The organism is Pseudomonas abietaniphila, from assembly GCF_039697315.1.
In the GTDB taxonomy this organism is placed as follows: domain Bacteria; phylum Pseudomonadota; class Gammaproteobacteria; order Pseudomonadales; family Pseudomonadaceae; genus Aquipseudomonas; species Aquipseudomonas abietaniphila_B.
The window spans coordinates 3,782,699-3,795,687 of the sequence record NZ_CP155619.1 but is presented as its reverse complement, the minus strand read 5'-3'; the positions used below and the strand labels follow the sequence as shown (position 1 = coordinate 3,795,687).

The 12,989-nt window shown below is 59.5% G+C and carries 14 protein-coding genes; 10 read left to right on the top strand and 4 right to left on the bottom strand.

Features of this window, described 5'->3' with window-relative positions:
* Positions 1–24: 24 nt before the first annotated feature.
* Positions 25–918, top strand: coding sequence for a DMT family transporter (locus tag ABDX87_RS16785; protein WP_346833546.1), 894 nt, complete (start codon positions 25–27; stop codon positions 916–918).
* Position 919: 1 nt separating this feature from the next.
* Here ABDX87_RS16785 and ABDX87_RS16780 read toward each other — a convergent pair whose 3' ends face one another.
* Together ABDX87_RS16780 and ABDX87_RS16775 are read right to left on the bottom strand one after the other, a co-directional pair.
* Positions 920–1,156, bottom strand: coding sequence for a hypothetical protein (locus ABDX87_RS16780; RefSeq protein WP_346828890.1), 237 nt, complete (start codon positions 1,154–1,156; stop codon positions 920–922).
* 59 nt (positions 1,157–1,215) lie between these two features.
* Positions 1,216–2,106: an esterase/lipase family protein gene (locus tag ABDX87_RS16775; RefSeq protein WP_346828889.1), complete on the bottom strand. Its 891-nt coding sequence runs from the start codon at positions 2,104–2,106 to the stop codon at positions 1,216–1,218.
* Positions 2,107–2,424: 318 nt separating this feature from the next.
* Between ABDX87_RS16775 and osmE the strand changes: the two genes are divergently transcribed.
* Positions 2,425–2,763, top strand: coding sequence for an osmotically-inducible lipoprotein OsmE (gene osmE / locus ABDX87_RS16770; protein ID WP_346828888.1), 339 nt, complete (start codon positions 2,425–2,427; stop codon positions 2,761–2,763).
* A gap of 136 nt (positions 2,764–2,899) precedes the next feature.
* Positions 2,900–3,430: a ferritin-like domain-containing protein gene (locus tag ABDX87_RS16765; protein ID WP_346833545.1), complete on the top strand. Its 531-nt coding sequence runs from the start codon at positions 2,900–2,902 to the stop codon at positions 3,428–3,430.
* 200 nt (positions 3,431–3,630) lie between these two features.
* On the opposite strand, the gene ABDX87_RS16760 is transcribed toward ABDX87_RS16765, so the two are convergent.
* Complete coding sequence (locus ABDX87_RS16760; protein ID WP_346828887.1) at positions 3,631–5,697, bottom strand: AsmA family protein; 2,067 nt, start codon at positions 5,695–5,697, stop codon at positions 3,631–3,633.
* Between the two features lie 317 nt (positions 5,698–6,014).
* On the opposite strand from ABDX87_RS16760, the gene ABDX87_RS16755 reads away from it, so the two are divergent.
* The 7 genes from ABDX87_RS16755 (at position 6,015) to ABDX87_RS16725 (ending at position 11,274) form a co-directional block, all read left to right on the top strand.
* A complete protein-coding gene (locus ABDX87_RS16755) occupies positions 6,015–6,284 on the top strand; it encodes a hypothetical protein (RefSeq protein WP_074751900.1) in 270 nt (89 codons plus the stop codon).
* 142 nt (positions 6,285–6,426) lie between these two features.
* Positions 6,427–7,059: a TetR family transcriptional regulator gene (locus tag ABDX87_RS16750; RefSeq protein WP_346833544.1), complete on the top strand. Its 633-nt coding sequence runs from the start codon at positions 6,427–6,429 to the stop codon at positions 7,057–7,059.
* A 328-nt stretch (positions 7,060–7,387) separates the two neighbouring features.
* The gene (ureE, locus tag ABDX87_RS16745) at positions 7,388–7,888 is read left to right on the top strand and encodes an urease accessory protein UreE (protein ID WP_346828886.1); all 501 of its coding nucleotides are present in this window, start codon (positions 7,388–7,390) and stop codon (positions 7,886–7,888) included.
* On the top strand, positions 7,885–8,559 hold the full coding sequence (locus ABDX87_RS16740; protein WP_346828885.1) for an urease accessory protein UreF: 675 nt from the start codon (positions 7,885–7,887) through the stop codon (positions 8,557–8,559). The genes ureE and ABDX87_RS16740 overlap by 4 nt, the downstream gene beginning before the upstream one ends.
* Before the next feature lie 58 nt (positions 8,560–8,617).
* On the top strand, positions 8,618–9,232 hold the full coding sequence (gene ureG, locus ABDX87_RS16735; RefSeq protein ID WP_062378949.1) for an urease accessory protein UreG: 615 nt from the start codon (positions 8,618–8,620) through the stop codon (positions 9,230–9,232).
* 33 nt (positions 9,233–9,265) lie between these two features.
* The gene (locus ABDX87_RS16730; RefSeq protein ID WP_346828884.1) at positions 9,266–9,838 is read left to right on the top strand and encodes a HupE/UreJ family protein; all 573 of its coding nucleotides are present in this window, start codon (positions 9,266–9,268) and stop codon (positions 9,836–9,838) included.
* Between the two features lie 299 nt (positions 9,839–10,137).
* Positions 10,138–11,274, top strand: a complete 1,137-nt coding sequence (locus ABDX87_RS16725; RefSeq protein WP_346828883.1) for an AGE family epimerase/isomerase — start codon at positions 10,138–10,140, stop codon at positions 11,272–11,274.
* A 74-nt stretch (positions 11,275–11,348) separates the two neighbouring features.
* On the opposite strand, the gene ABDX87_RS16720 is transcribed toward ABDX87_RS16725, so the two are convergent.
* Entirely contained in the window at positions 11,349–12,122 is a 774-nt protein-coding gene (locus tag ABDX87_RS16720) for an SDR family oxidoreductase (protein ID WP_346828882.1), read from the bottom strand.
* Between the last annotated feature and the right edge of the window lie 867 nt (positions 12,123–12,989).

The window sequence follows — 12,989 nt, the reverse complement described above, 5'->3', positions numbered from 1 at the left end:
CCTCACTCTGCCGCCGGTTTCTTCATGCAATACCTTTATCCACTGCTCACCGTCATGATCTGGGCGGGCAACAACGTCATCACAAAAGCGGCCGCAGGCCGCATCTTTCCGGCTGAGATCGGCTTTTACCGCTGGCTGCTCGCGGGCCTGCTGTTCACCCCCTTCCTGCTTGGCCCCGTGCTGCGCAACCGTGCCGCGATCAAGCCGATCATGGGCAAAGTGGTCGTGCTGGGTGTTCTGGGCATGGCGATTTATCAGAGCCTGGCCTATTACGCAGCGAACATCACCACGGCCACCAACATGGGCATCATCCTGTCACTGGTGCCGGTCATGACGCTGGGCATGTCGATTGCCAGCCTCGGCACGGCGTTGACCGCGGGCGCGCTGGTCGGCGCACTGGTGTCGTTTGCGGGTGTTCTGCTGGTGGTGTCGCAGGGCAGCTGGGCTGTATTGATCGCACATGGCGTCAATATGGGTGACCTGATGATGCTGGTGGCCACATTGGCCTACGCGACCTACAGCACACTGCTGAAGAAATGGCAGCTGCGCATGCCACCTTTGCAACTGCTTTATCTGCAGATTCTGGTGGCGATCGTCGCGCTGTTTCCGCTTTTCCTGATTTCGCCGAAGACCGGTTTGAGCGCGAGCAACATTCCCTTGGTGCTCTACGCATGCATCCCGACGTCGATGATCGCGCCGCTGTTGTGGATGAAAGCCATCGGCATTCTCGGCCCGAGCCGCACAACGCTGTTCTTCAACCTTGTGCCGATTCTCACGGCACTGGTTGCAGCGCTGGCACTGGGTGAGCAACTGGCCGCCTATCACTTCATCGGCGGTGCGATGACGCTGGCTGGCGTGATCCTGGCCGAACGCTGGACCACGCCGCTGCGCCAGAAGACGATCAAGCGCGCGACCTGACTCAGGCTTTTTCAACGCTCTCGGTGCTGTGAATCGACACGTCGGTGATGCCCGCGACATGGGGCAGATCAACGTGAGGGTTACCGGCATCGAGCGGATCGTCGTCCAACGCCACGTGGTGCTTCAATGCCAGCTCGTGAACGACTTCAATAATCGGCACGTCCAGGTCCTCGATCACATCGACATGGTGTTCACCGGCCAGCGTGTACTCGATCTCATACAGTTCTTTATCGCTCATCGCATCACTTCCTTAGCGACCCGTTCGGGCCTACTGATTACGAACTACGTCTCATAAAGTCAAAGACCGGCAGCTTTCAAGCGGCTGGCGTGCTCGAGAAACAACCCCACAGGATTGGCCCCCTTGCCCACCAGACCGAGGTGCTGGTTGACGATGTCAAAATGGTCGAGCGGAAAGTCGTCACCGATGACTGTGCCCAGATGCGAACTGAATCGCCCGACCATGCCATCAGATTGACCTCGCTCTTTCTTGAACGTGCGAGCGAATATTCGGCACGTGAGATTGGTGGTATCGAACAGGTTCTTTCCTCGGTCAGTACGACCGGGCTGCAGCGTCCCGGACCAGGAGTAATAGCGCACCCCGTTGACCAGTTCGTCACCCTGCCCGCCCCAGGTGTTGGGCAGACCCTGCGGGAACAACTTATTGAAGCGAGCGACACCGCTGGTGGTCAGCGAATGGTGTGCAGCATCGACGTCGGTGGGCAGACGGGTGCCGCGATACCCGGTGTCCAGCGCCGCCAGCACCAGTGTGGTCAGGCGAATCGCGGCATTGACCAGCCGTCCGCGCACGGTGCTCTGAGGGAAATGCTCTTCGAGGTAGTCGGCCAGTTCCGAGCCGTGGTTAGGCCCGGCAACCGATGTCACCGAGGCCACCAGATCCGGACGCACACCTGCCACATAGCGAATGGTCAATGCGCCCTGGCTGTGGCCGATCAGATTCACCTTGGTCGCGCCGGTTTCCCGCAGGATTTCTTCGATTCGAGCCAGTAACTGCTCGCCACGAATTTCGGTGGAATTGACGGCAGACACCATCACCGGAATGACGGTCGCCCCACCGCGCCGCAAGGCGGTCACGATGCCAAACCAATACGGATAGACCACCAGTTTCACGAATCCCAACAACCCGGGTACCAGCACGATGGGATAACGCGTGGCCTGTTCTTGCGTCATGAGCGATTGAGTCCTTATGTCGAGTTCAGATCACCCTGTGGGAGCGAATTCATTCGCGATGAGGTGGGTCAGGCGACGAACCTCTATCGGCTGATCCGGCCAATTGTCGGAATGCTGCCCGATTAAATTCACGCCCACAGGTACAGCGTTCGGCCACCGACCTCGATCGCCGGATGGACAAACGTTAGCCGCAAACCATTCATCCATCATGACAAGCACAGTAATGCCCCATCGCCATCTTTCAATCGAACTCTTTCCTTCGACCGACGCTCATAAGTGCAACGGGCCAATGAAGGCCTTTCTGTGGAGTGACCGGTTATGTACAAGCAATCTCTGGCAGTCGTATTTGCAATGGCCGCGTTGGCTGGCTGTACATCGACAACCCTGCAAAACCCCGTGGACTTCGCGACTTATCGCAACGAGCCGCTGGTCAAGCAGGTAGAAGACGGCATGACCGAGCAGCAGGTGCTGACCATCGGCGGCGAACCTTCTACCCGCGTGCATCGCAAGGTTCACCCAGGCACCTGCAACAACTACATCCTCAACAAGGATGGTCATCAACAGGCCTACTACGTGACGTTCGGCGCCAACGACCGCGTAGACAGCAAGGGCTTCATGACCTGCGAACAGCGTGAGGCCAACGAGCGCGCGATGTAAGTCGGTAAACAAAATCAAACTTTTCCCGCCGCGCACCACTCACACCTTAAGACCCGATCTTGCCAGGCGTCGGTCCACGCGACCGACGCATCAAGAGCGAGACGGCTAAAACCGGATCAGCACCTGGAGAAAAATGATGAGCGATGTGCATTTAACTGACGTCAGCACCCTGCGCGAGCGCGCGCGTCACAACGTTGAAAACGGTGCCGTGACCGAAGGCTACGATGGCGACCGCGAAGAAATCATTCGCCTGCTCAACGCGTCGTTGGCAACCGAATGGGTCTGCGTGCTGCGCTACAAGCGCCACTACTACATGGCCAAAGGCGTGAAAGCCCAGGTCGCCGCTGCCGAGTTCCTGGAACACGCCGAGCAGGAAGCACAGCACGCCGACAAGCTTGCCGAGCGCATCGTGCAGTTGGGCGGCGAACCTGAACTCAATCCCGACCTGCTGTCCAAGAACTCCCACGCGCAGTACGTGGCGGGCAACACGCTGAAAGAAATGGTCACCGAAGACCTGATCGCCGAGCGCATCGCTATCGACAGCTATCGCGAGATCATTCAGTACATCGGCGACAAGGATCCGACCACGCGTCGCATCTTCGAAGAGATTCTGGCTCAGGAAGAAGAACACGCCGACGACATGGCGGACATTCTCGACGGGCTTTGATGCCTGAACGGCAACGGAAAAGCCAGGACAGATGTCCTGGCTTTTTTGTGGGTGAGGGGCTGGATACAAATCCCTGTAAGAGCGCGCTTGCCCGCGATTGCGATCTGTCTATGCCAAAACTGTGTCTGACACGCCGACGTCTTCCGCATGCGGCCCAGACTAAGCGCGCTCCTACAGTATCGGCGCAAGCATTCCGGGTTTCACTTCACCGTCTTCGGCGCCTTGCCTGCGCGCATCTGCTCCAGCAATGGCGCGCATTGGTTGGGCTCACCACCACTCGGGGCGACCAACGCCAGCAGACCTGCAGCAGGCCCGACTGCAGCACCCAACAACACCATGCCAGCACCACGCAACAGCAACGGGCCTGACTCCACACCCGCATTGGGCTTGATGAAAGGCCCACGTACGTAGAGCGGCGAACGCAGGGAGAAGACACGGAAACCCTTCGACTCCGGCGTGATCTTCATGTCCAGTTGCTCGGTTTTCATATTCGCGGTGCCATCGACATAAATGATCGCGTTCTCGGTGTCGAAGACAAACAGGTTGGTCTTCGCCAGACCGTCCTTGATGCCCAGATGTGACGCCGCGCAATTGATCTTCACGTCCTTGTCTCCGAACAGCTTGCCCACCACGTAGTTGCCCACGTTAAGCCCGGCGATCTCCATGAGCCCACGGCTAACGGCACCGTCGTTGACGACCATTTTCATCTCGCCGTTCGCCGTACCCAGCAACGCAGCAACGGAATTGCCCTTGCCGCTGATGTCGGCGTCGCCGTTCAACTCACCGAAACTGGTCTTCATCGGCTCAAAGGTCGGGAACAGTTGCTTGAGCTTGAAGTTGCGCGCCGAGAGCTTCGCGCGCCCTTCCAGCGGTTGGCTGTGGCCATTGAGCTTGATGTCGGCGTCCAGCTTGCCGCCCGCCACACCGAAGCGCAGAGGTTCCAGGCTCAGTTGGCCATCGTTGAGGACAACGTGGATATAAAGGTCGGTGAAGGGCAACTCGGCACTCTGCACGATCTTCTTGCCGGTGAACTCGACGTCGGCATCCATTGCGCTCCAGCGGTCGGTTTTGAACTCTTCGACCGGCAGCACTTTGTCAGTCGGTTGCTTGCTCGCGCCGCCACGGTTTTTCTGCTCCGCATTGGAGTCAGCGCCGATGAGCGGCTTCAGGTCAGCCATCAACAGTTGATTGGACACCAGCGCGCCGGTCAGCTTGGGCCGTGGCTGGCTGGCCACGAAGCCAAGATCGCCATGGATATCGCTGTTACCGATCTTGCCGTTGAACTCTTTGTACTGAAAGGACGCCCCAGCCGGCTCGTGCAGTCTGGCGATCAAACGCCCGTCGGTGGAATACGGCGGCGAGTCGGGCAGCGTAACGCCGGTCAGCGGATACAGATTGCCCAAGCTGTCGCCCGAGAGTTTCAAGCGCAGGTCCAGCTCGCCCAGATTCTGGGGATCCGTCACGGTGCCGGCGACCGCCACCCGCGTGTTGCCAGCGCTCACGTCCGCCTGCACCGGAAACGGCAGGGCCGCATCCTTCAGTGCCAGCAAGCCGCCGACTTTACCGCTACCGTTGAGCTTCTGGCCGTGGTACTGACCTTTCGCGGTGAAACCGAAGGCGTAGTCCTGAGCCGAAGCGCCCTTGTCCGACACCTTCTTCGCTTCGCCGGTGCCAACGATGTCGCTGAACGGGATCGGTTTACCTAACGGGTCAATGACCACGTCGACCGAGGTATTGATCATCTGATCGTTGTAACTGACCAGGCCCTTGTCGAACCCGATGGAGCCAATATCCACGACCCAGCTGGAAGGTTTGGCATTCGGGTCGCTTTTTGGCAGATCAAATACCCAATTCGCACGACCGTCCGCCAGACGCTCGATCCTGGCGTTCGGTTCGGTCAGGTCGATGCGAGGGATCACAACACGCTGCGCCAGCAACGGTAGCGGCGCCAAACGCATCTCTACGCGTTTGAGGGTCACCATTTGAGGGTTTTTCGACCATTCGGGGTTACCCAATGCGATGTCTTCCGCCGACATGTGCGGCCAAGGGATCCAGGCGCGCCAACCGCCTTCATCCGGCTCTCGGCGCCACAGCACGGCCAGATTGCCGTTGATGGCAAACGGTCGGTGCAACTCGGCAGACACCTTTTCGTTGATGGTCGGCTTGAGCCGGTTCCAGTCGAATGTCGCGATAACAATGATCAGAACGGCCAGTAACAGCAGCAGAATGCCGACTGTCCAGGCGAATATCTTGCGGCCTCGCGTCATTGCGTTTTCTCCCCAAATACCGACGCCCCTTCCTGGGCGCGTCTCATACGTCTTAGCCCTTCGACTGACAAAAGCCCCGTGGGTTTGATGAAATCCGGAAATCCATGGCCATAAAGTTCCCTGACCGCCCGTTCGCGGGTATGAAAATAACCGCAAGCGCGGGCTGCAACGACGCGCAAAGCCCCGGATTAGAAGGCTTTGCCGGCTGAATCAATTCTGTCGATGGTCACCATCAGCCCTTTGAACTTCTTTAAATCCGGTACACCCGTAAAATTGGCTCCATGTTCACTTACCCGCCCTTTCGAGAGGCACCGTCCATGAAACGCCAACTGATCGCACTGACTCTTTCCCTCCTCGCCTCGAGCGCGTTCGCCATGCCTGCCAGCGAACAGCCTGTACTCGGCGAAGTGAAAGCTGCCCAGCAAGTGGGTCTGCCTACCTTGGCGCAAGACGGTCCAGATCGCCTGATCAACCAGTACCAGCGCGTCGCTGCCGAGGAAAACTGCAACAGCCTGGCGCACCGTTATCAGCGTGTTGCCGACAACGGCCCGGACCGTCTGGTGCAGCAATACCAGCGCGTTTCCTGATTCGCCCGTCGCTGCGAACGAGCCCGGCCATGATGCCGGGCTTTTTCATGTCTTGGGTCATACGCATCGAAACCCGGTTCGACGCAACGCAAACGCATTTGTTAGAGTGCTGACCATTCTTTCTTCAGATACCCGTCATCCAATGCTCCCCCGCGCCGAACAGAAACAGCAGACCCGCCACGCCCTGCTCGATGCAGCACGGGGACTGATGGAGAGCGGTCGGGGATTTGGCAGCCTGAGTCTGCGCGAAGTGGCCAAGACCGCCGGCATCGTGCCGACCGGTTTCTATCGTCACTTCGACGACATGGACCACCTCGGATTGGCACTGGTGAGCGAGGTCGGGCAGACCTTCCGCGAAACCATTCGCCTGGTGCGGCACAACGAGAACATCAACAGCGGCATCATCGATGCCTCGGTTCGGATCTTCCTCGATGTCGTCGCCGCCAATCGCTCGCAGTTCCTGTTTCTGGCGCGCGAACAATATGGTGGCTCCTTGAAAGTCCGCCAGGCGCTCGGCGCGTTGCGTGAGGCGATCATCGCCGACCTGGCGACCGACTTGGCGTCGATGGCCAAATTCCAGCACCTGAACACCGACGACCTATCGGTCATGGCGGACCTTGTGGTCAAAAGCGTGTTTGCGATGCTGCCCGAGCTCATCGACCCGCCGCCCATCACCCTCGCCGAACACCTGACCCCGCGCGCGAAAATCACCCAGCAATTGCGCTTCATCTTTATCGGCGCCAAACGCTGGCAGGGGCTTGGCAGCACCGAGTAAGACCTCGCGCTGCATCGCACGTATGGATGAGCCAGCTTGGGATGGCAGCGAGTCAGCGGCTGCGGTGGTCGGATGATCAATCGAGTCGCGGGCAAGCGAGCTCCTACATGACAGTGCCGCCACTCTTAATGGCGCGCCTGCCCGCGAACGCTTTTACCTGAAAATGCACGCTATTGGTGCTGAATTCAGCCATGCGCACCAATACACGCCATCTTGTCGCCCCATTCTCAATCACTCCCGCATTGTATGTAGGCAATTTCTGACCGCTCCGTCAGTTGGCAAGCCACTTGCTCTGAACATTGCATCGCACATTGCTGGAAGTTTTCCGATGCTGGTGATTCATCAACGAATCGAACCCCAAACTGAGTGGGCCGCCGAGCTGCATTTGAATTTCGAAGCGCGGAGCAAAAGCCGTCTGCGCTGTTTCAGTGCCGAGGGCGAAGACGTCGGTCTTTTCCTTGAACGTGGCCAGCCACCGTTGCGTGACGGCGACTTCCTGAAGGCCGAAGACGGTCGTGTGGTGAAAGTCTGCGCGCGCCCAGAGCAGCTCATGCACGTGACCTGCAGCAGCGCCTTCGAACTGACCCGCGCGGCTTATCACTTGGGTAACCGCCACGTCGCGTTGCAAGTGGGCGACGGCTGGCTACGTCTGCTCGACGACTACGTACTCAAGGCCATGCTCGACCAGCTTGGCGCGACCACCGAGTCCATCGAAGCCCCCTTCCAGCCGGAACACGGCGCCTACGGCGGCGGTCATCACCATTCACGCGCGGGTGAAGAAGACTTCAACTACGCGCCACGCATCCACCAATTCGGCGTGCGCAAATGAACAAGGCTTGGGCGCTGCTGCGTCTGGCCAGCCCGCAACTGCCGATTGGTGGCTACAGCTACTCGCAGGGGCTGGAGATGGCGGTGGAACACGCCATCGTCACCGACCCGGCCAGCGCGGGTCGCTGGATCGGCGACCAGTTGCTGCTTAACCTGGCGCGCTTCGAAGCGCCGCTGTTACTGGCGCATTGCACGGCCGCCGCTGAGGAAAACTGGGCGATGCTGTTGCAACTGAGCGAGCAGCATCGCGCCAGCCGTGAAACCCGCGAACTGCACCTGGAAAGCCGGCAGATGGGTTACTCGTTGCAGCAACTGCTCAGCGGCCTGCCTGAGCTGGATCAGCCCGCCCGTGACTTCCTTCAACAGATTGAAGAGCCGCACCTGGCGCTTGGCTGGGCGCTTGCCGCCCGTGCCTGGCAGATCCATCCACAGGATGCGCTGGCGGCGTGGCTGTGGAGCTGGCTGGAAAACCAGCTCGCTGTATTGATGAAGACACTGCCGCTGGGGCAACAGGCCGCGCAACGCCTGACCAGTGAATTGCTTCCACTGCTGCAAAACGCTCAGCAACACGCGACGGAACTCGACCCTGAACACATCGGCAGCGCCGCGTTCGGCCTGTCGCTGGCGAGCATGGCGCATGAACGCCAGTACAGCCGCCTGTTTCGATCCTGATTTTTTATGGCAGCGGCCACACCACCAAACGCACAAGAAGATTAACGGAGAGCATTTGATGAACAGCCAACCCCTGCGTGTCGGTATCGGCGGTCCGGTCGGTTCCGGCAAGACGGCCCTGACCCTCGCCCTGTGCCTGGCCCTGCGCGAGCGCTACAACCTTGCCGTGGTCACCAACGACATTTATACCCGCGAAGATGCCGACTTTTTGGTGCGCAACGAGGCGCTGGCGCCCGAACGCATCATTGGTGTGGAAACCGGCGGTTGCCCACACACGGCGATTCGCGAAGACGCGTCCATCAATCTGGAGGCCGTCGATCAATTGAACCGACGCTTTGAAGGCCTGGACCTGATCATCGTCGAGTCCGGTGGCGACAACCTGTCGGCAACCTTCAGCCCTGAACTGTCGGACCTGACCATCTACGTGATCGACGTGTCGGCCGGCGACAAGCTGCCGCGCAAAGGCGGCCCGGGCATCTGCAAATCGGATCTGCTGGTGATCAACAAGATCGACCTCGCGCCGCTGGTGGGTGCATCGCTGGAGATGATGGACCGCGACACCAAAAAGATGCGTGGCGACAAGCCGTTTGTGTTCAGCAACCAGAAAACCGGTCACGGCCTGGAGGACATCATCGCCTTCATCGAACGCCAGGGCCTGCTGACAGCCGCCTGATTCTTTCCCCCAACTCATTAAGGACAATCATTGATGAACGGCAAAAAAATCCTGAGCACCCTCGCGCTGTTGCTGGCCCCGGCATTGGCCTTTGCGCACCCGGGCCACGACGAAAGCGGGCTTGTGGCGGGCATCAGCCACCCCTTGGGCGGTGTCGATCACCTGCTGGCGATGATTGCGGTAGGCCTGTGGGCGGCCCAACAGAAAGGCGCCGCTCGCTGGGCGCTGCCGTGCACCTTCGTCGGCACCATGCTGATAGGTGGTTTGCTGGGCTTCGAAGGTCTGGAACTGCCAGCGTTGGAAAGCGGTATCGCGGCCTCGGTGTTCGCACTGGGTCTGGCCGTGGCACTGGCCGTGCGTCCTCCGCTGTTCATGGCCGTGACCGCAACTGCCCTGTTCGCGATGTTCCACGGCGTGGCGCATGGTCTTGAGCTGCCCGAAATGTCCAGCCCGTGGGGTTATGCGATGGGCTTCGTCGGCGCAACGGCTGCTTTGCATGCCGCTGGCTATGCGGTGGTGCGCTTCCTGCCAGCAGCGGCTGCGCCGATCGTGCGTATTGCCGGTGCGCTGTCGGCCGCGACCGGCGTCTGGTTGTTTGCGGGTTAAGTCCGACGGGGGACTTTACGCCTGAACTTTAACCTCCGTGGGAGCGAATTCATTCGCGAGATCGTGGTACAGCCGATGTGAATGTGTCGGATGCTCCACTGCATCGCGAATGAATTCGCTCCCACAGGTATTGATGTTATCCACAGTTCCATCCCTCTCCCAAGCCTCAGCCGTCGTTCACATTGGCGGTAAACCCTGAACCTGTAGGAACACGCTTCTACAATTGATCCGCTTCTGACTCAAAATCCCCGTCCCCTGCTACCATGTCGCGCAATTTGCCCCTGCCGTGACGCCATCCGATGCCTGACGTTTCTCTTCCTCGCGCCAAGTCTGAACTGTCCGCTGTGTTTTCCACCGTGCAGCAACACTTCATGGATGTGATCGTGCCGCTCTGGCAGGGACCGGGCTGGAACGCCGAGATGGCGCTGCCGTTCGAGGCGCTGGATGCGCAGCATCAGCCGCTTCCTCCCCAGCGTTATCGCGCCATGGCGTGCGCGCGCCAGTTGTTTTTGTTCTCCAGCTTCATCGGCAACCCGCAGGTGCCGGAGGCAGACGTCCGGGCCGCAGCGCTGTTTCGTTCCCTGCAACGGCATTTCCACGACGCTGAGCACGGCGGCTGGTTCTACAGCATCGATCCACAGGGCGCTCCACTGGACCGCCGCAAGGACCTGTACACCCACGCCTTCATCATTTTCGCGTGTGCGCATTACTGGGCGAAAGTCCGCGAGCCGTTGGTGGAGTCGGTGCTCAACGCCGCGCTCAACGTCGTTGCCCAGCGTTTCGCCGACGGTGACGGCCTGTATGAATCGGTACTGGCCGAAGACTGGTCGTCGCTGGAAGCAGGCCCTCTGCAAAACCCGCTGATGCATCTGGCAGAAGCCTTTCTCGCCACGCTGGACGTGCGCGAAGACGCTGACACCCTGGCCGCGCTGGACAGCCTTGCCGAAGCGATGCAACGCCGCTTTGTGGATATCGAGCACGGGGTGATGCTGGAGAAACCGCTGGACGCTGTGGATAACTGGTCCGAGCCGGGTCATCAGTTCGAGTGGTTTTATCTGCTGGAGTCGTCCGAGCACCTGTGCGGCACGCCGCTGCATCGCTCACTGACCACGGCCTTTGCTCATGCGCAGGCACAAGGTGTGGACCCAACCACCGGCGCTGTCGCTGCGATGCTGGACGTGGACGGGTCGGTGAAAGACGGCACCCAGCGCATCTGGGCACAGGCCGAATACCTGAGAGCGTTGACGCTGCGCCCTGACAGTGAAGAACTGCTGGCGCGCCAGCTGAATGCTTTACAGCAACGCTTTCTGCACCCGACCGGCTGGAACGAATGCCTGGATGTTCAAGGCCGGATCAGCCGCAGCGACATGCCGTCGACCACGCCTTATCACCTGGCGACCTGCTATATCGGTCTGGCTGAATATTTCAAAGCCTGATCAATATTGGCGCTTTTGATTCTGCCCGGAGGGCGTAGCGCAGCTTGCTACGCCCTCCGGGCAGAAGCGCGTCCTTACTTCGTCTCACCCCGACTGCGATCAATCGCAAAACCCGCCCAGGTCTGGCTCACCGGCATCAGCTCCAGGTTGTTCACGTTAACGTGCGCCGGGGTGTTCATGATCCAGAAGATCGTGTCGGCAATGTCCTGCGGCTGGATCGGCTCGGCGCCCGCGTAGGTGGCGTCGTACTTGGCCTGGTCACCGCCAAAACGCACCAGCGAGAACTCGCTTTCACACAGGCCGGGCTCAAGGTTGGTCACGCGCACGCCAGTCCCGATCAGATCGTTGCGCAGGTTCAGCGAGAACTGACCGACAAACGCCTTGGTGCCGCCATACACGTTACCGCCCGGATACGGATAGTTGCCCGCGACCGAACCCAGGTTGACGATGCTGGCGCCACGGCCGTAGGCAATCAGGCGCGAGAGCAGCAAACGCGTGGTGTAAACCAGCCCTTTGACGTTGGTGTCGATCATGGTGTCCCAGTCGTCCAGATCGCACTTGGGTGCCGGATCGATCCCCAGCGCCAGGCCGGCGTTGTTGATCAAACCGCGAATCTTGGCGAATTCTGCCGGCAGACCGTCGATAGCCTTCTCCATGGCCACGCGATCACGCACGTCCAGCGTGAGGGTGTGAACCTTGGTCTGCTTCGACAATTCGGCGCTCAGCGCCTGCAGGCGGTCTTCACGGCGACCGGTCAGCACCAGCGACCAACCCGCCTCCGCGAAACGTCTTGCACAGGCTTCGCCAAACCCGGAAGTGGCACCGGTAATGAACACGGTAGATGTCATGTCGTTCTCCTGACTAAAGGTTGCGGGCTTATCAGATAAGCATCGAGTGAACGCAACCTGCGTTGCGTGTAGGAAAGCTCTGGAGAATGCCCGCGCAGATGGGTCGGGATCAAGCCTGCAGTGAAGATCGTCATACAACCTCCACGCTGTACAAAAAACGACCAAAAGCAGCAAGGCCTTGTGCTATCTGGCCTGCAAGCAGTTTTGCCCACGTTATCCACAGCCAGACCCACAATCTCTGGGGGCAACTCAGATACGCACAAGCCGCGCCATACGGGGCCTGTGGGTATGCGAGACGGCATTTTTACTTGACCCGCTGAAACGTATCTGCAACGCAATTCACTCAGGACCTGCACAGTTGGACAGGATCCCGCTGTACACCCTAGGGATTGCGCTATCTGCGGAGGTCTTTCCAACGGTTGCACACAGAGTTATCCACAGGCCTGGACACTGCAAAAACTGTATAAAAAACCAGGCTGAAGATCGTTGACAAAACACTCGAAAATAACAGCCGAACTCACTGATCAAATAATGAACAGCGCGCCACAGGCCACGTAAACAAAGGCCTCCAGCCAGCTACTACCAACTTATTCACAGCCAGGCCCACAGTAAAACTGAACAAGTCAAAACCGTGACAAAACAACCATTTGCAGCGGCTAACTGTCGCGCTTTGGTAGCTCTTCAAAATTGTTTTCCACAATTGGCGTTTTCATCTATAGCAGCACGGCTCTTGCTTTGGCTTTTTGATCTTCGAACGCGACGGATCAGGCGACACAAATCGCGACTTGGGTGCAGGCCGAACGCAGGCGGTGCTTCGTGGGCCGAGCGGCATGGATGCCGCGAGAGCCGCCCCCCGCCATGGATGGC